Origin of the sequence: Streptomyces sp. CB03234, assembly GCF_001905885.1 — a bacterium.
GTDB lineage: Bacteria > Actinomycetota > Actinomycetes > Streptomycetales > Streptomycetaceae > Streptomyces.
In genome coordinates this window covers 363,877-389,132 of the sequence record NZ_LIYH01000007.1, presented here as the reverse complement: position 1 = coordinate 389,132, position 25,256 = coordinate 363,877, and the positions used below count along the sequence as shown (strand labels likewise).

Sequence of the window (25,256 nt, the reverse complement as noted above, 5' to 3'; positions counted from 1 at the left end):
ACAACGTCCGTTGGTTGCGGAAGGGAGACAGGTTCTTAACGCGCGGGCAACATGTGGGCCACTTCACAGATACCGCATGAAAGGCGGCACCCGTGCGATTGCGCACTCCCCTCGCCCTGCTCGGGGCGGCGCTGCTGGTGCTCGTGGGGCCACCGCTGCTCACCACGGGCAGCGGCTCCGACACCGGCACGCAGATCCCCGGCCTGCGCCTCATGGTCCCCAACACGCCCGGTGGCGGCTACGACATCACGGCCCGCACCGCCGCCAAGAACGCCGAGGACGCCGGCCTCACCCACGGCATCGAGGTCTTCAACCTGCCCGGCGCCGGCGGCACCGTCGGCCTGACCCGGCTCGTCGGCGAGCGGGGCAACGGCAGGCTCGCGATGTCCATGGGCCTCGGCGTCGTCGGAGCCGTACACACCAACAAGACCCCGGCGACCCTCGCCGACACCACCCCGATCGCCCGGCTCACCGAGGAGCAGGACATCGTGGTCGTCGGCAAGGACTCCCCGTACAGGACCATCCAGGACCTCCTCGCCGCCTGGAAGAAGAACCCGGCCAAGCTGCCCGTCGGCGGCGGGTCGTCCCCGGGCGGGCCCGACCACCTCGCGCCCATGCTCATGGCGCAGGCCGCCGGGATCGCCCCGAAATCGGTGAACTACATCCCCTTCGACGGCGGCGGCGAGCTCCTCGCCTCCATCCTCGGCAACAAGGTCGCCTTCGGGGTCTCGGGCGTCGGCGAGTACCTCGACCAGATCAAGTCCGGCGAGCTGCGGCTGCTGGCCGTCACCGGCCCCAAGCGCGTCCCCGGGCTGGACGCCCCCACCCTCCGCGAGGCGGGGCTCGACACCGAGTTCACCAACTGGCGCGGCATCGTCGCCCCGCCCGGCCTGTCCGGCGCCGAGCGCGACAAGCTCATCGGGCTCGTCGAGAAACTGCACGCCTCCAAGGAGTGGCGGGAATCCCTGAAGAAGAACGGCTGGAGCGACGCCTACCTGTCCGGTGACGAATTCGGGACCTTCCTCGACGAGCAGAACAAGCGCGTCGACTCCGTGCTGAAGGAGCTGGGACTGTGACCACACCACCGGAGGGAGGCCGCCGCTCCTGGCTGCGGGAGCACTCCGAGCTCGGCGTCGGCCTGCTGCTCGCCGTCCTCGGGGCGCTCGTCCTCACCGACGCGCTCACCATGGACATCGCCGCGGGACAGCGCGGACCCGTCGGCCCCACGACCGTCCCCCTCGTCGTCGGCGCGGGCCTGCTCCTCGTCGCCGTCCTCCTCGCCGTCGACGTCCTGCGCGGCGGCCGGGGCGAGGCCGAGGGCGGCGAGGACATCGACCTGTCCGAGCCCAGCGACTGGCGCACCGTCCTGCTGCTCGCCGGGGTCTTCCTCGGCGGCGCCGTCCTCATCGGCCCGGTCGGCTTCCCCGTCGCCGGGGCGCTGATCTTCTGGGGCTCCGCGTACGCGCTCGGCAGCCGCCGCGCCGACCGCGACCCGCTGATCGCGGTCGTCCTCTCCCTGCTCACCTACGTCGTCTTCAACAACCTGCTCGGCGTCCCGCTCCCCGGCGGCCCGCTGATGGGAGTGCTCTGATGGACTCTTTGAACTCCCTCCTCGACGGCTTCGGCACCGCCCTGACGCCCATCAACCTGCTGTGGGCGGCGATAGGCGTGCTCCTCGGCACGGCCATCGGCGTCCTGCCCGGCATCGGCCCGGCCATGGCGGTCGCGCTGCTGCTCCCCGTGACGTACGGACTGGAACCCACCGGCGCGTTCATCATGTTCGCCGGCATCTACTACGGGGCGATGTTCGGCGGCTCCACCACCTCCATCCTGCTCAACACCCCCGGTGAGAGCGCCGCCGTCGTCGCCGCCATCGAGGGCAACCCGATGGCCAAGGCGGGGCGCGGCGCGCAAGCTCTCGCGGCGGCCGCGGGCGGGCACTTCGCGGGCGGCATGATCGGCACGATCCTGCTGGTGGCCCTCGCGCCGACCGTCGCCGCCCTGGCGGTGGACATCGGCGCGCCCGACTACTTCGCCATCATGGTGCTGGCGTTCATCGCGGTGACCTCCGTGCTGGGCTCGTCCCGCGTCCGGGGCCTGGCCTCGCTGCTCATCGGCCTCACCCTCGGCCTCGTCGGCCTCGACCAGATGACCGGACAGCAGCGGCTCACCTTCGGCTCGCTCCAGCTCGCCGACGGCATCGACGTCGTCATCGTCGCGGTCGGCCTCTTCGCCATCGGCGAGGCCCTGTGGGTCGCCGCCCACCTGCGGCGCACCGGCGGCGACGCGATCCCCGTCGGCCGGCCCTGGCTCGGCAAGGACGACGTCAAGCGCACCTGGAAGCCGTGGCTGCGCGGGCCGCTCATCGGCTTCCCGTTCGGAGCCATCCCGGCCGGCGGCGCGGAGATCCCGACCTTCCTGTCGTACGTCACCGAGAAGCGGCTGTCCAAGCACAAGGACGAGTTCGGGCGCGGCGCCATCGAGGGCGTGGCCGGACCGGAGTCCGCCGCCTCCGCCTCGGCGGCCGGCACGCTCGTGTCGATGCTGACGCTGGGCCTGCCCACGACGGCCGTCGCCGCCGTGATGCTGGCCGCCTTCCAGCAGTACGGCATCCAGCCCGGCCCGCTGCTCTTCGAACGGGAACCCGACCTGGTGTGGGGCCTGATCGCCTCCCTCTTCGTCGGCATGGTGCTGCTCCTCGCGCTGAACCTGCCGCTCGCGCCCCTGTGGGCCAAGCTGCTGCGCGTCCCGCGCCCGTACCTGTACGCGGGGATCCTGTTCTTCGCGGCGACCGGCGCGTACGCGGTCGGTGGCGAGGCCCTGGACCTGGTCATCCTGCTGATCATCGGCCTCATCGGGTTCGGCATGCGCCGCTACGGCCTGCCGGTGCTGCCCGCCGTCATCGGTGTCATCCTCGGCCCGGCCGCCGAACAGCAGCTGCGCCGGGCGCTCCAGATCAGCGACGGCAGCGTCACCGGCCTGGTCAACACCCCGTTCTCGGTGACCGTGTACGCCGTGATCGTCGTCCTGCTGGCCTGGCCCCTGCTCAAGAAGGTGATCACGCGCCGTCGTAATCTGACGGTATGACAATTCGCCGTGCGACCACCGACGACGTCCCCCGCGTGAAGGCCGTCACCGACGCGGCCTACCACCACTACATCGCACGGATCGGCCGCGTACCGGCCCCGATGGAGGCCGACCACGCGGCGGATGTGGCCGCGGGCGGGGTGTACGTCGCCGGTGACCCGGTGGTCGGCCTCGTGGTCCTCAGGACCGAGGCCGACCACCTGTACCTGGACAACATCGCCGTCCACCCCGACGCGCAGGGCACCGGCCTCGGCCGCCGCCTGCTCGCCTTCGTGGAGGAGCGGGCCCGCGACCTCGGCCTTCCCGAGGTGCGGCTCCTCACGCACACGCTGATGCGGGAGAACCGGGCGATGTACGAGCGGTACGGCTACGAGGTCGACGAGCCGCGCACGGCGGCCGACCCGGAGCGCGTCCACTACCGCAAGCCCGTCTCCTGACCCGCCCCCGGCAGGACGCCCGCACGGGCCATCGCCTCCAGCGCGTCCAGCGCCCCGCGGGCGGCCGCCGCGGCCGCCGGGTCCCGCTCCGCCAGGCCGCTCGCCTCGAACTCGTCCTCGTCCAGCCGCAGCACCTCGCGGCCGTCCGCCGACACCCACAGGTCCAGGTCCAGGTCCTCCACGACCACCTCGTCGGCAGAGACGAGAGCGGGCCGCGTGATGTCGCAGTACCAGCCCTTCAGGGCGCCGTCCCCGGCCCGGACCTCCTTCACCGCGTACCACCGGTCCCGCCAGTAGTGCTCGACGAACACGTCACCCGGCTCGAAGCGTACGAACCCGAAGTCCCGCACCCCGTCCGCCGCCCACGGGGCGCGGACCGTCAGGCGGGTGCCGTCGTCGGAGACCACCTCGGCCGGGTACCGGATCTTCGTCCGGCCCGCCTTGACGAGACGGACGTCAACCGAGCGTGCGGACATGCCGGACCTCCGTCGCGCAGATCTCGTACCCGAACCACTTGTTGATCGCCAGCATCGGCCCGTTCTCCGCGTCGTTGTTCGTGAACGCGTCCGTGTAGCCCGCCGCGCGGGCCCTCCGCAGCGAGTCGGTCTTGGCGAGCTTCGCCAGCCCCCGGCCCCGGTACGCGCGCAGCGTCCCGGTCATGCCCGAGTGGTAGCGCGCCCCGCCGTCGGTGTGGGCGGCGGTGAAGGCCGCCACCGTGCCGTCCACCGTGACGACCGTCGTCAGGTCACGGTCGAGGAGCGGGTTGTTCCAGGTGTCGGCCAACCAGGCCTCGTAGTCGTCCAGCTCCGCCCCGATGTCGCTCGGCTCGTCCGACGTCACCTCCGCGTCCGCCTCGAACAGCGGGCGCGGATCGGCGGCGTAGTCGGCGGCGGTACGCAGTTCGACGCCCGGCGGGAGCGCCGCGGGCAGCTCCGGCAGGGCGCCGCCCGCCAGGTCCAGCCGCTGGAAGTGCGCCGGCCGGGTGGGCCGGTAGCCGCGCTTCTCCGCGAACGACCGGAACCCCGGCTCGTCAAGCACCCACGCGTACACGCTCTCCGCGCCCTCGACCGCCAGGTGCTCCTCGGCGGTACGCAGCAGCAGGCCGCCCGCGCCATGGCCCCGGTGGTCGGGGTGGACCTGCGGATTGGCGTACGACTGCCCCGGCGTCCCGGACTCGTACGCGAGGCCGACATTGGCCGTGCCGACGATCTCGCCGTCCTTCTCGGCTATCAACAGCCGGTACTTCTTCGCCGGGTTGGCCGACTCGGCCTGGCGGAGCACGGCATGGGGCGTCGTCACCTCGAAGGGCAGCGCGGCACGCCGCACCCGCACCACGGCCTCGGCGTCATCGGGACGGAAGTCACGCACGATCACAGTCATGGGCCCGCACGGTACGCGCGCCCCGGCTCCGATCGCCTCCGAATATCGCCCCGGTGGGGGACAATCGGGCCCGTGACCTTGAAGATCTCCATCGACGCGGGCTCCTCGACCGCCCCGTACGAACAGCTGCGCGCCCAGATCTCCGCCCAGGCCCGCTCGGGCCGCCTCCCCGTCGGCTACAAGCTGCCGACCGTCCGGGGCCTCGCGGAAGAACTGGGCCTCGCCGCGAACACGGTCGCCAAGGCGTACCGGGTGCTGGAGACGGACGGGGTGATCGAGACCCGCGGCCGGGCCGGCACGTTCGTCGCCCCCGCCGGCGACGCCGCCGCCCGCCAGGCCGCCACGGCAGCCGCCGCGTACGCCACCGAGGCCCACCGCCTGGGCCTCAGCCGCGCCGACGCGGAAGCGGCCGTGACCGACGCGCTGCGAGCGGCGTACGACGGCTAGGGCCCGGCCGGGCGGTGCGGCGGTTAGCGCCCAGCCGGGCGTGCGGCCGGGGTGCCTCACGGGCGGCGGGAGGCGCCCCCGCCCGGACCTTCCAGGCGCCCGCTACAGGTACAGCCCCGCGTCCGCGCCGCGCGCCTGGTCCGGGACCGCCGCCGGGCCCGTGCCGCGGCGCAGCGCGTACAGCTCCGCCAGCGTCGCCCCGTCCCGCCCGACGCCCTCCTCGGTGCCGAGCCACGCCACCGCCTCCGGCCGGGTCAGCGGCCCGACCTCGATGCGGGCCAGGCAGCGGCCGGGGCGGACCACCGCCGGGTGGAGGCGCTCCAGGTCCTCGTTGGTGGTGACCCCGACCAGGACGTTGCGGCCCTGCCCCAGCAGCCCGTCCGTCAGGTTCAGCAGCCGCGACAGGGCCTGCCCGGCCGTGTGCCTGGCCTCGCCGCGGATCAGCTCGTCGCAGTCCTCCAGGAGCAGCAGCCGCCACCGGCCGTTCGCCGTGCCCTCGTCCTCGCCGATCGCGATGTCCATCAGGTACCCGACGTCGTTGAACAGCCGCTCCGGGTCCAGCACGCAGTCCACCTGGCACCAGTCCCGCCACGACCGGGCCAGGGTGCGCAGCGCCGACGTCTTGCCGGTGCCCGGCGGCCCGTGCAGCAGAAGGAGCCGGCCCGCGATGTCGTCCGGGGTGACCTTCATCAGCCGGTCCATCGCCTCGGCGACCGGCGCGGTGTAGTTGGGCCGCACCTGCTCCCACGACCCGGCGGCGATCCGGCGGGTCGTGCGGTGCGGGCCGCGGCGCGGCGACACGTACCAGAAGCCCATGGTGACGTTGTCCGGCTGCGGCTCCGGGTCGTCCTTCGCGCCGTCCGTCGCCTGCTTCAGCACCCGTTCGGCCAGCTCCCGCTCGACCGCCGTGACGGTCACGTCGGCGCCCCGGTTCCAGCGGGAGACCAGCAGCGTCCAGCCGTCGCCCTCGGCGAGCGTGGCACTGCGGTCGTCGTCGCGGGCCGAGCGCAGCACCGCGGCGCCCGGCGGGAGCAGGGTCGCGCCGGGCTTGACGCGGTCGATGGTGGAGCTGTGCGCGTACGGCTGCTCGCCCGTCGCGAAGCGCCCGAGGAACAGCGCGTCGACGACATCGGCAGGGGTGTCGCTGTCGTCGACGGTGAGCCGGATCGGCAGAGCCTCATGAGGGTTGGCAGACATGCGCTCCATGATCCGGCACACACGCGTTCCCCGCACGGCGTTTATGTACGTGTGCGAACCAGCACGGCCGCCGCCCGCCGGGCGCGGCGCACGACCGCGTACCCCTTGGTCAGCGCCCGGTCCTTCGCGAACGTCCGCCCGACGGCCCGCCCTTCCACGAGCCGACCGAACTCCTCGATGCCCGTGCCGCGCCGCACGGTCACCCGGCGCAGCGCGTACGGACCCTGCGTGCGCCGCGCGGTCGCGTTGCCCACGGCCAGCGCCTGCGCGAACCCGGCGTCGCGGACCGTGCGCCGCACGCGCCGGCTGGAGTAGCCGTACGGGTAGGCGAACGAGACCGGGGCGGTCCCCACCTCCTCCGTGATGATCTCCCGGCACCGCACGGTCTCGAACCGGAGCCGCTCGTCGTCGAGTTGGTCCAGCTGCGGATGGGTGTGGGAGTGGCCGCCGATCTCGGTGCCGGCGGCGGCCAGTTCCCGCACCTGGTCCCAGTCGAGCATGGTGTCCAGGGCACCGCCCTCCTCGTACGCGCCGCGCAGCCACCCCGTCGACACGAACAGGGTGGACGCGAAGCCGTGCTGGGCGAGGACCGGCAGGGCGTGCCGGTGCACCCCCTCGTACCCGTCGTCGAAGGTGATCAGCACCGGCCGGTCCGGCAGCGGCGCACCGGTGCGCCACGCCTGCCCGAGCCCGGCCGTCGTGACCGGCGTGAACCCGCGCTCGCCGAGCAGCTCCATCTGCGCGGCGAACGCCTCCGGCGAGACGGACAGCCCGTACGCCGCCTTCGCGGGCCGGTGCCCGACGGCGTGGTACATCAGGATCGGTACGGGACCGGTCATGGCGGGTCTCCGATCGGTCCGTACGAGAAACCGCCGCCCTTACGGGATGCCAGGGCGCCCCGTACGTAACCCCCCGCCGCCACCGCCACGCCCGCGACAATGGCGCCCGCCCGCCCCGCGCCGCCCGGCCGGGCCAGCACGAAGTCCCTGAGGCCCCGCGCCACTCCGGCGGGCAGCACGCGCGTGGTGTACCGGCGCTCGGTCTCCAGGCCCTTGCCCGCGCCGACGCTGCGGGCGACGAGCGCCTTGGACAGGCCCTCGGCGTAGGCGCGGGTACGGAAGTAACGGAACCGTTCGCGCGCGACCGGGACCTTGTGGTGGATCACCGCCCGGTCGTCGATCAGCAGGACGGCGTCCGGCAGGGCGTTGCCGAGCCGGATGCACAGCTCCGTCTCCTCGCACCCCAGCGGCCGCTTGTCGCCGTCCCGCCCGATCCCGGTGGCGAACCCGCCCGCCGCGTCGAAGGCGCCGCGCCGGAAGGAGGCGTTCCCGCCCAGGACGTTGCGCACGCGCACCTGCCCGGGCGGCAGCCCCCGGTACGTACAGCCGACGACCCAGTCGAACTCCTCCGGGAACCACACCGGGCGCCGCCCCGACGCCCACACCGGCACCGTCCGCCCGCCGACGGCCACCACCCGGGGGTCGTCGTACGCCTCGTCGAACCACCGCAGCCAGTCCCGCTCGGCGACGGCGTCGTCGTCGAGGAAGGCGACGATGTCGCCGCGGGCGGCCGCGATGCCGGTGTTGCGGCCGGCCGACAGGCCGCGGGGGCCCGCGTTGGCGAGCACCCGCACCTCCTCCCCGGCGTCCTGGTACTCCTTGCCGAGCCGCTCCAGCAGCGCCTCGTTGTGGTCGACGACGAGCAGCGTCTCCAGGGCGGGCCGCGACTGGTGCCGTACGGACTCGACGGCCGCCAGGACGTCCTCCCACCGGTCCTCGGTGTAGGCGCAGATCACCACGGAGAAGTGACGACCGCTCAAGAGAGCCCGCCCCGGGGCACGCTCACGGAGAAGTCGGCCGTACGGCGGCGCTCGGCGCGCCGGACGCCCTTCTCCCTGAGGATCACCTTCAGGACGCGGATGCCGTCGCGTACGGCGTTGAGGTTGCTGACGCCGTGGATGCGCAGGTACTCGTGGCTGGGCACTTCCTGGACTCTGAGGCCCGCCTTGACGACCCGGATGTTGATGAGGGTCTCGATCTCGAAGCCGGTGCAGTCGAGGGTGATCTTGTCGAGGCAGTGGCGCCAGAAGGCGTTGTAGCCGTAGCACAGGTCGGTGTAGCGGGCGCCGAACTTGGCGTTGACGATCGCGCACAGCAGCCGGTTGCCCAGCTTGCGGACCGGTGTCATGTCGTCCGTGCCGCCGCCGTTGGCGAACCGGGAGCCCTTGGCGAAGTCGGCGCCGCCGACCAGGGCGGAGACGTACGACACGATCTCCTGGCCGTCGGCCGAGCCGTCGGCGTCGACCATCACGATGATGTCGCCGGTGCAGGCGGCGAAGCCGCTGATCAGGGCGTCGCCCTTGCCCTTGCCGACCTGCTTGACGACCTTGACGTCGGGCCGCAGCTCACGGGCGACGGTCACGGTGTCGTCGGTGGAATTGCCGTCGACGAGGACCACTTCATGAATCCAGTCGGGCAGGGTCTTGAAGACGTACGGAAGGTTCTCCGCCTCGTTCATCGCGGGAATCACCACGCTCACCGGCGGCGCGATGGCCAGGTGCGACGTGATGGCCCGGTACTGGGCGGCTATTCGGCCGGCGTCGGCTTCGACGGCATCGCCGACGGCCGGGCGCAGGAAGGAGCTCATGAGTCATTTCCCTCTCGTCCGGTGGACCGCCCACCCCCGGGCGGTCCGGATGAGTTTCCGGTTCGAAAGGGGGGTTGTGCTCACTCGTCCCATGCCGGAATGGATCTCCGTACGGGATGGGTGAGCTGGCAATTCTGGCCGCGCGCGGTACGCGCCCCGGCACTGGAAACGTCACCGAGCACGGCACCCCCCTACCGCGCCCCGCTCCGGACCCATCGCGGCACTTGAGCCCTCCCCTTGAGCCGCCTTGCGTGATGGACCGTTGCGGGTGGATGTATGACGGTATTGATAATGCGGACTATATGGCAAGACCTGGACCGAGGCCCACATTTTTGCTTCTTTGGCCATACTTTGACGGACTGCGGCAAAGACGCGCCACGGGCCCGATCGGTTCCGGCGAATAAAGCGGTAGGAGATCCTTCCGTGCGCCAGGGGGAATTGAGGCGGGAGTTACGTCTGGGAAATCAATTCCCTTCCGCCGTACGCAGGAAATCGAGCGCGCGCCCGAGGACCGGCACCGAGCAGGAGCAGGGCGTCCCGCTCGGGAGATCGTGCTCCGCACGGGTGAGTTGCCCCCGAACATCCGGATATCAGGCCTCGAAACCGAGCAGAATTTGACTCGGTGTCAACTACACGCCACGCCGGGCTATTGGCATGGACACTGCAGCCTGCTACGAACTTTTTAGGCAGAAACCCTGCTAAAGGGAGGTTCCATGAGACTGTCCCGAGCCGCGGCATTCCCCACCTCGCTCCTCCTCGGCGCCGTCCTGACCCTGACCGGGGCAGGCGCGGCGCAGTCCGCAGCCCTCGACTACGTGGCACTCGGCGACTCGTACTCCTCCGGAGTCGGCGCCGGCGCCTACGACAGCTCCAGCGGCAACTGCAAGCGCACCCCCCGCGCCTACCCCGCCCTCTGGGCGGCCGCCAATTCCCCCTCGTCCTTCGCGTTCACCGCCTGCTCAGGCGCGCGTACCAACGATGTGACGGCCGGCCAGCTCGGACCGCTGTCCTCCGCCACCGACCTCGTCTCCATCAGCGTCGGCGGCAACGACGCCGGCTTCGCCGACGTGATGACGACCTGCGTCATGCAGTCGGAGGCCACCTGCATCGCCCGCGTCAACGAGGCGAAGCGCTATGTCGACACCACCCTGCCGGGCCGCCTGGACTCGGTGTACTCGGCCATCAGGACCAAGGCCCCGTCGGCGCGTGTCGTCGTCCTCGGCTACCCCCGCTTCTACAAGATCGGCGGCAGCTGCCTCGCCGGCCTCACCGAGAACGAACGCCGCGCCATCAACGGCGGCGCGGACCACCTCAACGCGGCCACCGCCAAACGCGCCGCCGACCACGGCTACACCTTCGCCGACGTCACCCCCGCCTTCACGGGCCACGAGATCTGCTCGGGCGCGTCCTGGCTGCACAGCGTGAACTGGCTCAACATCGGCGAGTCCTACCACCCCACGGCCGCCGGACAGTCCGGTGGCTACCTGCCCACCTTCAGGGCAGCGCTGTAGGAGCCGCGCTCGACGAGGTGGTTCCCGTAGGAGTCGGCGTCGGCGTCGGCGTGGGGCTGCCGGAAGGCGTTCCACCCGTCGGCCCGGGGGCCTTGCACGTGACCGAGAAACCCACCCAATTGGACCACGCCTCGACCGGGCTCCGGATCTCCAGCCGGACCCGGTCACGGCGCGTCCCACCGTGCTCGTACGTCAGTTCCGTGTGTTCCACCCGCCGTACGGTGTCCCCGCCGGACCCGAACTCCGCCGTCCGCCAACCCGGGCTCTCGCCGCTCTCCGTCACCCAGCGGTAGCCGACGGAGACGGGCGTGCGGCCCACGGTGATCGTCGCGCGGAAGGCAGGCGCCTCGGCCTTTGGGGGCGGACACGTCCCGCTGTAACTCCCGCGCACCGCCCGGGCGTACACGTTCACCGACTGCGGAGGCGGGGCGACGCTCGTCCTGGGCGGCGGAGTCGACACCTCGTCCCTGCTGCTGGGCGTGGCCGTCACACCCGGCGAGGTGGCTCCCGCGCCCGCGCCCGCGCCCTGGGCGCGCCGGTCGTCGTCGCGCAACAAGGCGTACGTCAGCCCGGCGACCGCGAGCAGCAGGACGGCCACCCCCGCCGCCAGCAGGGCACCGGCACGCCGCGACGGATCCCGCGGGTCACCGGCGCCGAGAGCGGTCCCACCTGTCGCCGCGACGACCGTCGCAGCCGCCCCGCCCGCCTCGACCGGACCCGTACGCGGGTTTCCCCCCGTGCCCACGACACGCAGCTGCTGCCCCGCCTCCTCGGCCGTGAGCCGCTCCGCCGGGTCCTTGCGCAGCAGCCCCGCGATGACCGGCGCGAGCGGCCCCGCCCAGCGCGGCGGCGGCAACTCCTCGTCCACCACGGCACGCAGCGTGCTCAGCGGCGTGTCCTGCCGGAACGGCGTGACGCCCTCCACCGCCGCGTACAGCAGCACGCCCAGCGACCACAGGTCCGAGGCCGGGCCGGGCGTCTGCCCCAGCGCCCGCTCCGGAGCCAGGAATTCGGGGGAGCCGATCAACTCACCCGTCATGGTGAGGTTGGACGTGCCCGCCACCATGGCGATCCCGAAGTCGGTCAGCACCACCCGGCCGTCATTGGCGAGCAGGACGTTCGCCGGCTTCACATCCCGGTGCAGCACTCCCGCCTCGTGCGCGGCGCTCAGCGCCGCCAGCACCTCCGCCCCGATGTGGGCCGCCCGGCGCGGTGGCATGGGGCCCTCCGCTTCCAGCGTGTCGGCGAGCGTCAGCCCCCGGACCAGCTCCATCACGATCCACGGCCGGCCGTCCTCGGTCGCCACGTCGTACACGGTGACCACATTCCGGTGCGAGATCCGGGCGGCGGCCCACGCCTCCCGCTCCAGCCGCGCGTACAGCCGCTGCTCGTCGGCGGAGTCGAGGCCGGCGGGCGCGCGTACCTCCTTGACCGCCACCTCGCGGCCCAGCACCTCGTCCCGTGCGCGCCACACGACGCCCATGCCGCCCCGGCCCAGCGGGCCCAGCAATCGGTAACGTCCCGCCACCATTCGTGCGCCGCCCGGCCCTTCGGTCATAGGACCTCAAGCTAGCTCAAGCCGACCCCGCTGGGAACGTGTCCAACTCGCCCTGGAATCACTAGTATTCGGAGGGTAGTCGTCAACCCTCGTACATGTGTGGTGAATCCCGTCACCGGGATACACGCATGAGATGCGGGGACGATAGGGTTAATCTGCAGCGGCCGGGTGCCCTCGTACGGGTGGGGAGTGACATGGAACAGATAACGGTGCGCAGCAGGCCTCGGGTGCCTGCCATCACGTGCGGGAGCAAAGCGACCAGCACGCGCCTCGACCGACATCTCTCGGTGCTGGGCGGCCCGGCCGTCCCGCAGCGTGAGACGGCCGAAGCGACGCTGCTCATGCGGGAGTTGACGACGCGTGATGTCGCACACACCCGTACGAGCAAGAGCGCACGCGTCAGGCTCTTCGCCCCGCTGCGCCGCCTGCGCCGCTCGCTCTTCGGCAACCACGCCTGACGGCACCCGCACCCGTCGGAAGCCCACCGCGTACGTCGTCCCGGCCACGGTCCGCAGTCGGCATCCGGCCGGGGCGGGGCCGTGCAGCGTCGCCCCCGCAGAGCTTGGGGGAGGCGTCGGAAGGGCTCCCCTTCCGACGTACCCAAGGCCGCCGGCCTCGACGAGGTGAGCCCGGAGGGGCCACGCCCCCCCGCCCACCGGCAGCAGACGACCCGCACCGCACCGCACCCCTCAGCCCACCACACCCTCCCGCCGCAGCACCACCCGCGCGTCCTCCGGAACCCCCAGCTCCCGCAGCACGGCGTCCGTGTGCTCCCCCAGCGCCGGCACCGCCCCCATCCGGGTCTCCGCCCCACCCGGCAGGGTGATCGGCGGAAGCATCGCCCGTAGCGGTCCCACCGCCGTGTCCACCTCCCGCCACCGCTCCCGCGCCGCGAGCTGCGGATGCGCCGCGACGTCCGCCACCGTGTTCAGCCGGGCGCACGCGATGCCCGCCGCCTCCAGGCGCCCGACCGCCTCCGCCGTGCCCAGCACGGCCAGCGCCTCCGCAACCACCGCGTCGGTCTTCTCCCGGTGCGCCACCCGCGCCGTGTTCGTGGCGAACGCCGGGTCGTCGCCCAGCTCCGGCCGGCCCAGCACCTGCTCGGCCAGCCGCCGCCACTCGCGGTCGTTCTGCACCGACAGCAGCACGTGACCCCCATCAGCGGTCGCATACGCGTCGTACGGCGCGATGACGGCGTGCGCGACGCCCGTACGCGCCGGGGCCTCGCCCCCGTGCATCCCGTGGTGCAGCGGGTGCCCCATCCACTCGGCCAGCGACTCCAGCATGGAGATCTCCACCGGCCCGCCCCGCCCGGTCGTCGCCCGCCGCAGCAGCGCCGCGAGCACCCCCGAGAACGCGTACATGGCCGCCGCGATGTCGGCCGCCGGGATCCCCGCCTTCACCGGCTGGTCCGGTGTCCCGGTCACCGACACGAGGCCCGCCTCGCACTGCACGAGCATGTCGTACGCCCGCTTGTGCGCGTACGGCCCGCCCGCCCCGTACCCGGAGATGTCCACCGCGATCAGCCGCTCGTCCGCCGCGCACAGGGTGGCCGCGTCCAGGCCGAGCCGGGCGGCCGCACCCTGCGCCAGGTTCTGCACGAACACGTCGGCGCCGGCGACCAGGCGCCGCACCACCTCAAGGCCCCGCGGATCCTTCAGATCCACCGCCACCGACTCCTTGCCCCGGTTGCACCAGACGAAGTGCGAGGCCAGGCCGCCCGCCGCCGTGTCGTAGCCGCGCGCGAAGTCACCGCCGTCCGGGCGCTCGATCTTGATGACGCGGGCGCCCAGGTCGGCGAGCTGGCGGGTGGCGAACGGCGCGGAGACGGCCTGCTCTACGGCGACGACGGTGATTCCCTCAAGAGGAAGCGGCAGTGTGCTCATGGGCCGTACCTATCGTGTACGTACCACCTTTGTCACCCCCCGCGACGTCATCCTCCACGTCACCCCCCACGTCACCCCTCCGGCGCCGCATACCTCCGCACCGCCGCCGGCACGCACACCGCCAGCAGCACCAGCGACCAGCCCACCGCTCCCGCCACGGGGTGGGCGACCGGCCAGGCGGCACCCTCCGCGGCGGCCGCCGCGGCGCCCTCCGCGTTGCCGAAGAGGTCCCGTACCGCCGTCGCCACCGCCGAGATCGGGTTCCATTCGGCGACCGTCCGCAGCCAGCCCGGCATGCCGTCCGTCGGGATGTACGCGTTCGACAGCAGCGGCAGCATGAACGTGGCGCTGCCGAGCTGTCCCGCCGCCTCCTCGCTGCGCGACGCGAGCCCCAGCAGGATCCCGACCCACGTGGTCGCGAACCGGAACAGCAGCAACAGCCCGAAGGCCCCCACCGCCTCCAGCGCACCGCCCTCGATCCGCCAGCCCATCGCCAGCCCCACCAGCATCAGCGGCACCAGCCCCACCGCCGTGGTCACCAGGTCGGCCGCCGCCTGGCCCAGCGGCACGGCCGCCCGGCTCATCGGCAGCGTACGGAAGCGGTCCATCACGCCCCGGTGGGCGTCCTGGGCGGCGGTGAACATCCCGGTCATGATGCCGTTCGCGGCCGTGGCGACGAGCAGCCCCGGCACCAGGTAGGCGCGGTACTCGGTGCCCGGCATGGCGAGCGCGCCGCCGAAGACGTACCCGAAGAAGAGCAGGAAGACGATCGGCATCGTCTGCGTCATGACGAGGATCGCCGGCGCGTGCCGGATCCGCTGGAGGTGCCGGCCGAGTATGGCGGCTCCGTCGTACACGAGAGCGCTCATGCCGCGACCTCCTCACGAGCCGTGAGGCGCAGGAACACCTCGTCGAGCGTGGGCGGGCGCAGCGTCGCGTCGACGATCAGGACGCCCGCCGCGTCCAGCGCGCGCACGATACGGGGAAGCGTGAGCGTCTGGTCCGTCGTGACCGCCCCGGCGGTGCGCGCCTCGGCGTCCAGGGCCGGCCGGGAGCCGGTGAGCTGGTCGAGGACGGCCGCGGCGGCGGGCAGACCGGACGGGTCGGCGACGACGACCTCGGCGTAACTGCCGATCAGCGCCTTCAGCTCGGCGGGGGAGCCGCGGTGCGCCGCCCGCCCCTCGTCGATCAGCACGATGTCGTCGGCGAGCTGGTCGGCCTCCTCCAGGTGCTGGGTGGTGAGCAGCACGGTCGTGCCCTGCGACGCCAACCCCCGTACGGCGTCCCAGATGGCGTTGCGGCTGTGCGGGTCGAGTCCGGTCGTCGGCTCGTCCAGGAAGAGCACCTTGGGCCGGACGAGCAGGCTGGCGGCCAGGTCCAGGCGCCGCCGCATGCCGCCGGAGTAGGTCCGGGCCGGGCGCCCCGCCGCCTCGGCGAGCCCGAACCGCTCCAGCAGTTCGCCGGCGCGGGTGCGCGGGGCGCGCAGCAGGCGGGCGAACAGCCGCAGGTTCTCGGCGCCCGTCAGGTCCCCGTCGAGGGAGGCGTACTGGCCGGTGACACCGATGTGGCGGCGTACGGCGGGGGCGTCGCGCACCACGTCGTGCCCGGCGACCCGGGCGCTGCCGGAGTCGGGCGCGGTGAGCGTGGTCAGGACCCGTACGGCGGTGGTCTTACCGGCGCCGTTGGGCCCGAGCACCCCGCACACCGCGCCTTCCGGGACGGCGAGGTCGAGGCCGCGCAGGGCGCGCACGGCCCCGTACCGCTTCTCCAGACCTTCACTAAGTACAGCGTACGTAGTTGTCATGGGAGGACCATACCCCACTACGTACGCCGTACGTAACTAGGATGGTGGGCGAGGTGATGATCGATGGCGGGCCGAGCGGCCGAACCCGAAGTGATCTGGGCGCGCCCCGAGCGCACGGGCCGTGGCCCCAAACCGGCGTACAGCCGCGCGGACATCGCGGCGGCGGCGGTGAGGATCGCGGACGCCGACGGCATCGACGGGCTGTCCATGCGGCGCGTGGCGAGCGAGCTGGGCTGCGGCACGATGTCGCTCTACAACTACGTGACGTGCAAGGCGGATCTGTACGAGCTGATGGTCGACGCGGTCAGCGGCGAGTACGAGCTGCCGGACGCGCCCAGTGGCGACTGGAAGGCCGACATGCTGGCACTGGGCCGGCAGACCCGCGCCATCATGTACCGGCACCCCTGGCTGACCCGGGTGATGTCGACCGTGTACGGCTTCAGCCCCAACGCCCTGCGCTACCTGGAGCACTGCCTGGACGCCCTGGCGCCACTCGACGCGCCCGGCGGCGCCAAGATGGAGCTGATCGCGATGGTCAACGGCACCGCCATGATCACTGTCGCGAACGAGCTGGCCATGGCCGAGCGCACGCGTTCGCTGCCGTGGTCCGAGGAGCGGGAGCAGGCCGTGCGCGCCGCCTACCTGGGCCGTGAGGTGGCGAGCGGGGCGTACCCGCGGCTCGCGGAGCTGCTCGCCGAGGCGCCGGTGCCGGACGACCCGGACGAGCTCTTCGACCGCGCGCTGCGGCGGGTGCTGGACTCCTTCGGTTAGTCAGAGCAGGGCGAGCTGCCCCTCGGGACCCTCTTCCTCCCGGTCCAGTACGGAGGCGGGGCGGCGCGACGCCTCCGGCACCGGGAGTACGCCGGCCGCGCGGAGGTCGGCGCCGGTGATGGACGCCGCACCGGACACGTCCGCCCTGCCCGCGTCCAGTTGGGCCTGGAGCGCCAGCACCGTGATCAGCTCCAGCAGCTCGGACGTCCACTCCTGCGGCCACGCGGCGGGGCGGATCGCCTCCAGGGTGCCCGGCTCGGCGGGGGCGGTGCGGCGCTCGAACCAGAGCTCCAGCATCCGGACCCCGCCCACCCGGTAGTCCCAGGCCTCCGCCGGGACGGGCGAGATCCGGCCACCGTCGCCGACCAGCAGGGCCTCGTCCTCCGCGTCGTACGCGAGCCCCTGGGGGCGCGCCGGGAGCGCGGCGCGGACGTAGGGGCGGCGCCCGCCGGGGAGCCGGGGGCGCTCGCCACCCCGGGCGCCGCGCAGCTGGACGTCCGTCATGCGGCGGCCGAGCGCCACGCCGGCCGCCCACACGGCCGGGTCGGCGGGCAGCGGGACGGCGCACCCGGCGGGGGAGGGGCGGGCGGCGGCCACCGCCCACGCCAGCAGGTCCTCGGGGGCGACCCCGGAGCCGTACCGGGCGCTCAGCAACTCCAGCAGCCCGGGCGCGACGTTGGGCTCCCGCCCGCCGGGCCGCCGGTACAGCGGCCGGATACGGCCAGGGCGGCCCGCCGGGGAGCAGCCGTCCGGCAGCGCGGCCGTCACCAACAAGGCAGGGCCCGGCGCCTGTGGCACGTACCCCTGCTCGACCGCGAACACCTGTCGCTCACCGTCCGCCACCCGCCACAGCTCGGGCCGCGCGGCGTCCAGCAGCCGGTGGTCGGGGAGCAGCCACTGCTCGTCGAACGGCCCGTGCGCCAGCCGTACCGGCTCCGGGCACGGCCCCGGCTCCCGCGCCAGCCGGGCGGTCGAGGTCCGCTGCCCCGGCAGCGCGGCGACCGCACTCGTGAGCGTACGCGCCCGGCTGGGCCGGAACAGGGCCTCCCGCTCGTCGCCCCCGGCACCCAGCAGCGCGTCCCAGCGGGCCCGCAGCGTCGGCACGTCCGGGGCGACGACCCAGGAGCGCCCCAGTCGCAGCGGCGCCACGGACCAGGGCATCAGGTCGTCGAGCAGGGGCACATCATCCGTCACCCGCCGCATGCTAGTGACCGCGCTCAGTCCGCCTCCACCGTGACCGTGAAGGAGAACCGGTCGCCCCGGTAGCGGATCCTGGCCACGTCCACCACCCGGCCGGCCTCGTCGTAGGTGACGCCCGTGTAGTGCAGGATCGGCGACAGCAGCGGCACCTGGAGCAGCTCGGCCGTCTCCGGGTCCGCGAGCCGGGCCTCCACGGTGTCGGTGATCCGGCTGATCCGTACCCCGACCGCGTCCCGCAGCACCTTGGTCATCGGCCACCGCTCCAGGTCGGCCAGGTCGATCCCGGCCGCGACCTCCGGAAGGACCGCGTTCTCCGCCCAGTTGGTCGGCTCACCGCTCTCGCCGTCGCAGCGCAGCCGCTTGTACGTGACGACCTCCGTCACGCCCGGGAAGTGCTCGGCGAGCTCGCCGGGGAGCTTGGCCGTCCCATGGCCGAGAATCGTCGTCCGCTCGCCGGACTGCTGCGCCACGATCGCGTCGATCGAGCCGAGCAGCCGGCGCGGCGCGCTGCGCCGGGCGCCCGGCTCGATGAACGTGCCGCGCCGCCGGTGCCGGCTGATCAGCCCCTCCGCCTCCAGCTCCTTGAGCGCCTGCCGCATGGTCAGCACGCTGACGCCGTAGTGCGCGGCCAGCTGCTCCTCGGTGGGCAGGCGCAGGGAGGCGTCCGGCGCGCGGCCGAGTATCGAGGCGCGGAGGGACTGCGAGACCTGGTACCACAGCGGGAGCTTGCGGTTCAGGACCAGCGAGTCGGGGGCGAAGGCGGTCACTTTTACTCCGTACTACGGCCGAAAGTGGCGCTCCAGACCCTGCCATACGTCGTCGTACCCGCGCTGCAGGTGGTCGGCGTTCGCCGCCTGCGCGGTGGCCGTGACGGGCCAGCGCGTCTCGAACATGAAGGCCAGGCCGTCGTCGATCTTCTGCGGCTTCAGCTCCGCCGCGCTCGCCTTGTCGAACGTCTCCCGGTCCGGGCCGTGCGCCGACATCATGTTGTGCAGCGAGCCGCCGCCGGGGACGAAGCCTTCGGCCTTCGCGTCGTACGCGCCCTCGATCAGGCCCATGTACTCGCTCATCACATTGCGGTGGAAGTACGGCGGGCGGAAGGTGTCCTCGCCGACCAGCCAGCGCGGTGCGAACACGACGAAGTCGACGCCCGCGAGGCCGGGGGTGTCGGACGGCGAGGTGAGCACCGTGAAGATCGACGGGTCGGGGTGGTCGTAGGAGATCGTCCCGATGACGTTGAAGGTGCGCAGGTCGTAGACGTACGGGACGTGGTTGCCGTGCCAGGCGACGACGTCCAGCGGCGAGTGGTCGTACGTCGCGGTCCACAGGTTGCCGCAGAACTTGTTCACCACCTCCACCTCGCCCTCGACGTCCTCGTACGCGGCGACCGGCGCCCGGAAGTCCCGGGGGTTGGCCAGCCCGTTGGCGCCGATCGGGCCGAGGTCGGGGAGCTGGAAGGGCTGCCCGTAGTTCTCGCACACGTACCCGCGCGCCGTCTCATCGAGCAGCTCGACGCGGAACCGGACCCCGCGCGGGATCAGCGCGACCTCCCCGGGGCGGGCGGCGAGGATGCCCAGCTCGGTACGGAGCAGCAGCCCGCCGCGCTCGGGCACGAGCAGCAGCTCGCCGTCGGCGTCGCTGAACACCCGGTCCATGGACGCGTTGGCGTGGTAGAGGTGCACGGCCATGCCGGTGCGCTGGGCGGCGTCGCCGTTGCCGCCGAGGGTCCACAGGCCGGCCAGCCAGTCCGTGCCGGGCGCCGGGTCCGGGAGCGGGTTCCAGCGCAGCCGGTTGGGGTCGGGGACGGTCTCGGTGAAGGGCGCGGTGCGGAGGGCGCCGTTGTCGGTGCGTACGAAGGGCGGGTGCGCGGCCGACGGGCGGATCCGGTAGAGCCACGAGCGGCGGTTGTGGGCGCGCGGCTCGGTGAACGCGGAGCCGCTCAGCTGCTCGGCGTACAGGCCCAGCGGCGCGCGCTGCGGCGAGTTCCGGCCGAGCGGCAGGGCGCCGGGCAGGGCCTCGGAGCTGTGCTCGTTGCCGAAGCCGGAGGAGTACTCCAGCGCCTCGGCGATCTTCATCGCCTGTTCGGTGCCGTCATTCGTCATCGTCGCCCGCTCCTGTCGCTCGACCTGCCCCAACGGAATCCTATGCAAGACCGTAGGATTCCGCGCGGCCCGCGTCAACGGGGGTGGGTCTTGGACGATTGCCGGCGGGAGCGGGTTCCGGCGGCGCGGCGCGGCATCATGGACCCCGTGCCCCAGCGACCTCCGCTCCGCCGTACGCCCGTGCAGCAGCGCAGCGCCGAGCGCCTGGCCAGGATCCTCGACGCCTGCGCGCAGCTCCTCGAAGAGGCCGGCTACGAAGAGCTGAGCACCCGGGACGTCGCCGTGCGCGCCGGCGTACCGATCGGATCGGTCTACCGCTTCTTCTCCAACAAGCGCGCCATGGTCGCCGCCCTCGCCCACCGCAACCTCGACCGTTACGCCGAGCGCGTGGCGGCCCGCCTGGCCGACCGCGCACCGGCCGGGGTGGTCGACGTCGTCCTCGACGAGTACCTCGCCATGAAGCGCACCGTCCCCGGCTTCGGCCTCGTCGACTTCGGTGTCCCGGCAACCGTGGACGAACCGGCCGACGACACCGACCACCTCGCCAACCACCTCGTCGCCGACCGCGTCTGCGCCCTGCTCGCCGCCCACCTCGACCGCACCGCCGACGCCCTGCTGCGCCGCAAGGTGCTGGTGGCCGTCGAAGCCGCCGACGCCCTGCTCCGCCTCGCCTTCCGCACCGGCCCCCCGGGCGACCCGGACCTGATCACCGAGACCCGCGCCCTGCTCCACGCCTACCTGGCGCCGGTCCTTGGGTAAGGGCCCCTTGCGAAGCCGGGCAGGGGCGCCTTGGTGCGTTCCGGTCGGCGCGCCTTGGAATTGAGCGCGGAACCACGACTCTCTGGGGGTTTTTGCATGAGCACGACCACCATCGGCGACCGGCTCAGGGGTCTGCGCGAATTCCGGGGCCTCACCCAGGAGGAACTCGCCGACAGGGCAGGCGTCAGCGTCTCCATCGTTCAAAAGCTGGAACAGAACCGTCGTCAATCCGCTCACCTGTCAACTCTTCGTGCACTCGCGTTCGCTCTTGATGTTGAGCTGGAACGCCTGCTGGGGCAGCCGACGGTGACTCAGCACCAACCCGACGACGGCGGCCTGATCGCCCTGCGAGATGCGATCCAGGACATCGGTGCCCTGCCCGGTGTGCTCATGGACGGCATCGACGACGACCCGCCACCTCCGGCGGAGTGGATGGAGTCCGCACGAGCAGCCACGGAGCTGTACTGGCAGGGCGAGTACAGCGCGCTGTCCGGTCATCTGCCTCTCCTCCTTCGAGAAGGCCGCGCGGTGGCGCGTGAGGCCCGTGGTGCGGACGTGGAGAAGGTGTGGAGGCAGATGGCGCTCGCCTACCAACTGGCCGCCTCCCTCGCCACCCAGGCGGGCCATACCAGTTGGGCGTTCGTCGCTGTCGAGAAGCAACTGCTGGCCGCGCAGCGAGCCTCCGACCCGCTGCTGGAGGGGATGGGCGTATCCACCCTGTCCTGGGTGCTGCTCCGGCAAGGCCGGTGGGAGGAAGCGCAACGGGTCGCCGAGCGAAAGGCTGATGCGCTGGAACCCGGCTTCCGTAAGGGCACGAAGGATCAGTTCGCGGTGTACGGCAACCTGCTGCTGGCTGCGGCTACGCCTGCCGCGCGGCGAGGGCAGCACACCGAAGCGGCGGCCATGCTGAAGGCAGCGGAAGCCGCTGCCGTGCAGTCGGGGCCGCTCCGGCGGTACGGAACCGCCTTCAGCGTGCCCGACGTCCGGACGCAGCGCGTGAACATCGCGCTGGCAGGCGACGACCCACGACCCGATCTGGCGCTCCGGGCGGCTCGCAAGGTGGACGTACGCGCCATCAACCGCCCCGTACATCGGGCTGCCCACCGGCTTGACGTGGCACAAGCCCAGTACCAGACCGGCAACCACGCCGACGCTCTGGAAACCATGCTTGAGGTGGAAGGGGAGCAGCCCGAGTGGATCCGGTATCAGGTGCTCGCGGCCGCCACCGTGCGGGACATGCTGGAGTCGGAGCGACGGCGCAACGCCGAACTGCGCGGCTTGGCAGCACGGTTGGGCGTCGACCCCTCAGTGTGAGGGCTAGGACATGACGTGCGAGTACGCGGAGAACCTGCTGACAAGGTGTCACATCGCGTCGCTGGGCTGTGACAAGTTGTACACCTAGCGTGATGCCCCGACGGCAGCGGTGCCGACGACCTCCGCCAGGACTGGTCGGCACCGCACGTGGGGACAGGAGCAGCGATGGACCCGAGACCACTCGATCTCGCCACGATGCGCGACACCGCCCGGTACGCCCTCACCCTTGAGTCGGCGCTCTTGCCGCCTGGGGAACTGGACGTCCTGATCGACACCCTGCACTGCCATGTGCGGTTGCTGGTGCCGGAGGTGCGGGCGCTTATTCGTACGATGCCGGTCGGTGACGTGCCGGCCAGGGTGGCTCAGATCGGCACCGAAGAAGCGTGGAGGCGGCTGTACACCCCGCCCGGCCCCGGATGGGATGCCTGCTTCCGTCACGCCAAGAAGGTCGCGCTGTCGGTGAACTCCCTGTGCGACCACTACGAGACCCTCCACCCCGCGCTGCGCTGAGACCTCCGCGTTCATCCACCCCACAGCCATCGTCGGCGAGGACGTCATCGTCGGGCCCGGCGTCCACATTCAGGGCTGTACCGATGCGGTACGCGCCGGTTCGGCGCGCTGATCGGCGACAACGTCCAGACCGGCAACAACATCAGCCTCGGCCCGGGCGTCGCCGTCGGCCGCCGTACCTGCATCAACAGCGGCGTCACCCTCGCGGCCCGCGCCGTACCGGAAGACAGCACCATCACGGCCCCGCACACCGCTGACGCCCGCATCCGCCGGCGCCGCGCTCCTGGAGGGCGCTGAGATAACCGTGCGATGCCGCTTCCCGGCCATCGCCAGCATGCCTACCGGTCGGTATGCTCGGCGCATCTGCGCGTCACCGTCAACGCCGCCGCCCCGGGAGGCCTCCATGCCCACCGCCCTCCGTATCTGCCCGCTCTGCGAAGCCACCTGCGGGCTCACCCTCACCCTCGACGGCACACGTGTCACCGGTGTGCGCGGTGACCGGGACGACGTCTTCAGTCAGGGGTTCATCTGTCCCAAGGGTGCGTCGTTCGGTGAGCTCGACGCCGACCCCGACCGGCTGCGGACCCCTCTGGTGCGCAAGGAGGGCGCCCTGGTGGAGGCCGGCTGGGAGGAAGCGTTCGACCTGGTGGCGCGCCGGTTGCCGCTGGTCGTCGAGCGGCACGGCGCCGACGCCGTCGGGGTCGTCCTCGGCAACCCCAACGTCCACACCATGGCGGGCGCCCTCTATCCGCCGGTGTTGCTCGGCGCGCTGCGCACCCGCAGCCTGTTCACCGCGTCCACGCTCGACCAGATGCCCAAGCACGTCTCCAGCGGGCTGATGTTCGGCGACGCGTTCGCCATCCCCGTCCCGGACCTGGACCGCACCGCCCACCTGCTGGTGATCGGCGCCAACCCGCTGGACTCCAACGGCAGCCTGTGCACCGCCCCCGACTTCCCCGGCAAGCTGAAGGCGCTGCGCAAACGCGGCGGCACCCTCACCGTCGTCGACCCGCGCCGCACCCGCACCGCGCGCCTCGCCGACCGGCACGTCGCCATCCGCCCCGGCATGGACGCGCTCCTGCTCGCCGCCCTCGTCCACGTGCTGTACGCGGAGGGCCTGAGCGACCTCGGGGCGCTCGCCGAGCATGTCGAAGGGGTGGAGGAAGTCCGGCAAGCCGTACGGGAGTTCACGCCCGAGGCGGTGGCCGGTGCGTGCGACGTGGACGCCGCCACCATCCGGGCGCTCGCCCGCGAGCTGGCGGCGGCGCCGGCGGCGGCCGTGTACGGGCGGGTCGGCGGCAGCACCGTCGCGTACGGCACTCTCACCAACTGGCTCGTCGACGTCCTCAACGTCCTCACCGGCAACCTCGACCGGCCCGGCGGCGCGATGTTCCCGCTCTCCGCCACCGCCCCCGCACCGCGCCCGGCGGCCGGCCCCGGAAAGGGGTTCGCGCTGGGCCGCTGGGCGAGCCGGGTGTCCGGGCACCCGGAGGCCAAGGGCGAACTGCCGATGGCCGCCCTCGCGGAGGAGATCGAAACCCCCGGCGAGGGGCGGATCCGCGCGCTCATCACCATCGCCGCCAACCCGGTCCTCTCCGCCCCCGACGGCGACCGCCTCGACCGCGCCCTCGGTGAACTCGACTTCATGGTGAGCGTCGACCCGTACCTCAACGAGACCTCACGCCACGCCGATGTGATCCTGCCCCCGCCGCCGCCCGCCCAGAGCGCCCACTTCGACTTCGCGTTCAACGGCTTCGCCGTCCACAACCAGGCCCGTTACACCCCCGCGCCCGTCCCCCTGGAGGCGGGCCGCATGGACGAGTGCGAGATCCACGCCCGGCTGATCCTGGCCGTCACCGGCATGGACGGGGCCGACCCCGGTGCCGTCGACGACATGGTCATCGAACGCACCCTCGCCAAGGCCGTCACCGAACCGCACTCACCCGCCTACGGCCAGGACCCCAAGGAGTACGCGGCCGGCCTCACCGGCCGCACCGGCGCCGAGCGGCGCCTGGACCTGATGCTGCGCCTCGGCCCGTACGGGCTCACCCTCGACCGGCTCAAGGAACACCCCCACGGCATCGACCTCGGCCCCCTCAAGCCCCGCGTCCCGCAGCTGCTCAAGACCCGCAGCGGGCGCGTCGAGCTGCTGCCGGGACCCATCGCCGCCGACCTGCCCCGGCTGCGTACCGCACTCCGTGAGCCGGCGGCCGAACTCGTCCTCGTCGGCCGCCGCCACCTGCGCTCCAACAACAGCTGGCTGCACAACGTCCCCACCCTCAACAGCGGCACCAACACCTGCACCCTCCAGGTCCACCCCGACGACGCCACCCGCCTCGGCCTCACCGACGGCGCGCCGGCCCGCGTCAAGGCCGAGGGCGGGGAGCTCACGGTCCCGGTGGAGGTCACCGACACCGTACGGAAGGGCGTGGTGAGCCTCCCGCACGGGTGGGGACACGACCGGCCGGGGACGCGCATGGCGGTCGCCGCGGCGCGCCCCGGCGTCAACGTCAACCAGCTCCTCGACGGGACCCGGCTCGACCCGCTGTCCGGCACCGCCGTGCTCAACGGCTTCCCCGTCGACGTATCAGCACTTCACTGACCTGGGGTTTTGCTCGTATTGCTCACGCGTCAACACCTTGTTAAC

Annotated in this window: 26 protein-coding genes; 13 read left to right on the top strand and 13 right to left on the bottom strand. The window is 72.5% G+C overall.

The window, feature by feature from the left end; all coding sequences use genetic code 11:
* The first annotated feature begins 92 nt into the window (after window positions 1–92).
* Genes AMK26_RS30370 through AMK26_RS30355 form a run of 4 tightly spaced genes read left to right on the top strand, consistent with a single transcriptional unit; the run spans window position 93 to window position 3,524 of the window.
* Window positions 93–1,076 (top strand): Bug family tripartite tricarboxylate transporter substrate binding protein, encoded by a 984-nt coding sequence (locus AMK26_RS30370; RefSeq protein ID WP_073758503.1) that lies wholly within the window; start codon window positions 93–95, stop codon window positions 1,074–1,076.
* Complete coding sequence (locus AMK26_RS30365) at window positions 1,073–1,591, top strand: tripartite tricarboxylate transporter TctB family protein (RefSeq protein ID WP_073758501.1); 519 nt, start codon at window positions 1,073–1,075, stop codon at window positions 1,589–1,591. Before AMK26_RS30370 ends, AMK26_RS30365 begins: the two co-directional genes overlap by 4 nt.
* Window positions 1,591–3,087 (top strand): tripartite tricarboxylate transporter permease, encoded by a 1,497-nt coding sequence (locus AMK26_RS30360; RefSeq protein WP_073758499.1) that lies wholly within the window; start codon window positions 1,591–1,593, stop codon window positions 3,085–3,087. The genes AMK26_RS30365 and AMK26_RS30360 overlap by 1 nt, the downstream gene beginning before the upstream one ends.
* Window positions 3,084–3,524, top strand: coding sequence for a GNAT family N-acetyltransferase (locus tag AMK26_RS30355; protein ID WP_073758497.1), 441 nt, complete (start codon window positions 3,084–3,086; stop codon window positions 3,522–3,524). Before AMK26_RS30360 ends, AMK26_RS30355 begins: the two co-directional genes overlap by 4 nt.
* On the opposite strand, the gene AMK26_RS30350 is transcribed toward AMK26_RS30355, so the two are convergent.
* Both AMK26_RS30350 and AMK26_RS30345 read right to left on the bottom strand, forming a co-directional pair.
* Complete coding sequence (locus AMK26_RS30350; RefSeq protein WP_073758495.1) at window positions 3,503–4,000, bottom strand: DUF402 domain-containing protein; 498 nt, start codon at window positions 3,998–4,000, stop codon at window positions 3,503–3,505. The two genes, AMK26_RS30355 and AMK26_RS30350, sit on opposite strands and share 22 nt — an antisense overlap.
* Window positions 3,981–4,904, bottom strand: coding sequence for a GNAT family N-acetyltransferase (locus AMK26_RS30345; RefSeq protein WP_073758494.1), 924 nt, complete (start codon window positions 4,902–4,904; stop codon window positions 3,981–3,983). The genes AMK26_RS30350 and AMK26_RS30345 overlap by 20 nt, the downstream gene beginning before the upstream one ends.
* A gap of 72 nt (window positions 4,905–4,976) precedes the next feature.
* Here AMK26_RS30345 and AMK26_RS30340 point away from each other — a divergent pair, with 72 nt between their 5' ends.
* Window positions 4,977–5,351, top strand: a complete 375-nt coding sequence (locus tag AMK26_RS30340; RefSeq protein ID WP_073758492.1) for a GntR family transcriptional regulator — start codon at window positions 4,977–4,979, stop codon at window positions 5,349–5,351.
* Between the two features lie 102 nt (window positions 5,352–5,453).
* Here the strand turns inward: AMK26_RS30340 and AMK26_RS30335 are convergent, their stop codons facing one another.
* Genes AMK26_RS30335 through AMK26_RS30320 form a run of 4 tightly spaced genes read right to left on the bottom strand, consistent with a single transcriptional unit; the run spans window position 5,454 to window position 9,194 of the window.
* Window positions 5,454–6,548 (bottom strand): DUF5925 domain-containing protein, encoded by a 1,095-nt coding sequence (locus AMK26_RS30335; RefSeq protein ID WP_073758684.1) that lies wholly within the window; start codon window positions 6,546–6,548, stop codon window positions 5,454–5,456.
* Between the two features lie 41 nt (window positions 6,549–6,589).
* Entirely contained in the window at window positions 6,590–7,387 is a 798-nt protein-coding gene (locus tag AMK26_RS30330) for a polysaccharide deacetylase family protein (protein ID WP_073758490.1), read from the bottom strand.
* Window positions 7,384–8,367 carry a glycosyltransferase family 2 protein gene (locus AMK26_RS30325; protein ID WP_073758489.1) on the bottom strand — a complete coding sequence of 328 codons (984 nt, stop codon included), beginning with the start codon at window positions 8,365–8,367 and terminating at the stop codon, window positions 7,384–7,386. Before AMK26_RS30325 ends, AMK26_RS30330 begins: the two co-directional genes overlap by 4 nt.
* On the bottom strand, window positions 8,364–9,194 hold the full coding sequence (locus AMK26_RS30320; protein ID WP_073758487.1) for a glycosyltransferase family 2 protein: 831 nt from the start codon (window positions 9,192–9,194) through the stop codon (window positions 8,364–8,366). The genes AMK26_RS30325 and AMK26_RS30320 overlap by 4 nt, the downstream gene beginning before the upstream one ends.
* Before the next feature lie 713 nt (window positions 9,195–9,907).
* On the opposite strand from AMK26_RS30320, the gene AMK26_RS30315 reads away from it, so the two are divergent.
* Entirely contained in the window at window positions 9,908–10,705 is a 798-nt protein-coding gene (locus AMK26_RS30315) for an SGNH/GDSL hydrolase family protein (protein ID WP_073758486.1), read from the top strand.
* Here the strand turns inward: AMK26_RS30315 and AMK26_RS30310 are convergent.
* Window positions 10,689–12,263 (bottom strand): serine/threonine-protein kinase, encoded by a 1,575-nt coding sequence (locus AMK26_RS30310; protein ID WP_073758484.1) that lies wholly within the window; start codon window positions 12,261–12,263, stop codon window positions 10,689–10,691. The two genes, AMK26_RS30315 and AMK26_RS30310, sit on opposite strands and share 17 nt — an antisense overlap.
* 194 nt (window positions 12,264–12,457) lie before the next feature.
* On the opposite strand from AMK26_RS30310, the gene AMK26_RS30305 reads away from it, so the two are divergent.
* Entirely contained in the window at window positions 12,458–12,721 is a 264-nt protein-coding gene (locus tag AMK26_RS30305) for a hypothetical protein (protein WP_073758482.1), read from the top strand.
* Window positions 12,722–12,952: 231 nt separating this feature from the next.
* Here AMK26_RS30305 and AMK26_RS30300 read toward each other — a convergent pair whose 3' ends face one another.
* The 3 genes from AMK26_RS30300 to AMK26_RS30290 all read right to left on the bottom strand — a co-directional run bounded on the left by AMK26_RS30300 (window position 12,953) and on the right by AMK26_RS30290 (window position 15,953).
* Window positions 12,953–14,149 carry a CaiB/BaiF CoA transferase family protein gene (locus tag AMK26_RS30300; protein ID WP_073758480.1) on the bottom strand — a complete coding sequence of 399 codons (1,197 nt, stop codon included), beginning with the start codon at window positions 14,147–14,149 and terminating at the stop codon, window positions 12,953–12,955.
* A gap of 71 nt (window positions 14,150–14,220) precedes the next feature.
* Window positions 14,221–15,018: an ABC transporter permease gene (locus tag AMK26_RS30295; protein WP_073758478.1), complete on the bottom strand. Its 798-nt coding sequence runs from the start codon at window positions 15,016–15,018 to the stop codon at window positions 14,221–14,223.
* Window positions 15,015–15,953: an ATP-binding cassette domain-containing protein gene (locus AMK26_RS30290; protein WP_073758476.1), complete on the bottom strand. Its 939-nt coding sequence runs from the start codon at window positions 15,951–15,953 to the stop codon at window positions 15,015–15,017. The genes AMK26_RS30295 and AMK26_RS30290 overlap by 4 nt, the downstream gene beginning before the upstream one ends.
* A gap of 63 nt (window positions 15,954–16,016) precedes the next feature.
* Here AMK26_RS30290 and AMK26_RS30285 point away from each other — a divergent pair, with 63 nt between their 5' ends.
* Complete coding sequence (locus AMK26_RS30285; protein ID WP_073758474.1) at window positions 16,017–16,724, top strand: TetR/AcrR family transcriptional regulator C-terminal domain-containing protein; 708 nt, start codon at window positions 16,017–16,019, stop codon at window positions 16,722–16,724.
* Here the strand turns inward: AMK26_RS30285 and AMK26_RS30280 are convergent, their stop codons facing one another.
* The 3 genes from AMK26_RS30280 to hmgA are packed head-to-tail and all read right to left on the bottom strand — an operon-like array spanning window position 16,725 to window position 20,026.
* Entirely contained in the window at window positions 16,725–17,927 is a 1,203-nt protein-coding gene (locus AMK26_RS30280; protein ID WP_073758472.1) for a type ISP restriction/modification enzyme, read from the bottom strand.
* 14 nt (window positions 17,928–17,941) lie between these two features.
* On the bottom strand, window positions 17,942–18,691 hold the full coding sequence (locus AMK26_RS30275) for a GntR family transcriptional regulator (protein ID WP_073758470.1): 750 nt from the start codon (window positions 18,689–18,691) through the stop codon (window positions 17,942–17,944).
* 12 nt (window positions 18,692–18,703) lie between these two features.
* Window positions 18,704–20,026, bottom strand: a complete 1,323-nt coding sequence (gene hmgA, locus AMK26_RS30270; RefSeq protein WP_073758468.1) for a homogentisate 1,2-dioxygenase — start codon at window positions 20,024–20,026, stop codon at window positions 18,704–18,706.
* A gap of 138 nt (window positions 20,027–20,164) precedes the next feature.
* Between hmgA and AMK26_RS30265 the strand changes: the two genes are divergently transcribed.
* From AMK26_RS30265 to AMK26_RS30245, 5 genes are all read left to right on the top strand, one after another.
* A complete protein-coding gene (locus AMK26_RS30265) occupies window positions 20,165–20,785 on the top strand; it encodes a TetR/AcrR family transcriptional regulator (RefSeq protein ID WP_073758466.1) in 621 nt (206 codons plus the stop codon).
* 96 nt (window positions 20,786–20,881) lie between these two features.
* Window positions 20,882–22,099 (top strand): helix-turn-helix domain-containing protein, encoded by a 1,218-nt coding sequence (locus AMK26_RS30260; protein WP_073758464.1) that lies wholly within the window; start codon window positions 20,882–20,884, stop codon window positions 22,097–22,099.
* Window positions 22,100–22,264: 165 nt separating this feature from the next.
* Window positions 22,265–22,609 (top strand): DUF6415 family natural product biosynthesis protein, encoded by a 345-nt coding sequence (locus tag AMK26_RS30255; RefSeq protein ID WP_073758462.1) that lies wholly within the window; start codon window positions 22,265–22,267, stop codon window positions 22,607–22,609.
* 75 nt (window positions 22,610–22,684) lie between these two features.
* On the top strand, window positions 22,685–22,906 hold the full coding sequence (locus AMK26_RS30250; protein ID WP_079277883.1) for a hypothetical protein: 222 nt from the start codon (window positions 22,685–22,687) through the stop codon (window positions 22,904–22,906).
* Between the two features lie 106 nt (window positions 22,907–23,012).
* Entirely contained in the window at window positions 23,013–25,211 is a 2,199-nt protein-coding gene (locus AMK26_RS30245) for a molybdopterin oxidoreductase family protein (RefSeq protein ID WP_073758460.1), read from the top strand.
* Window positions 25,212–25,256 lie beyond the last annotated feature (45 nt).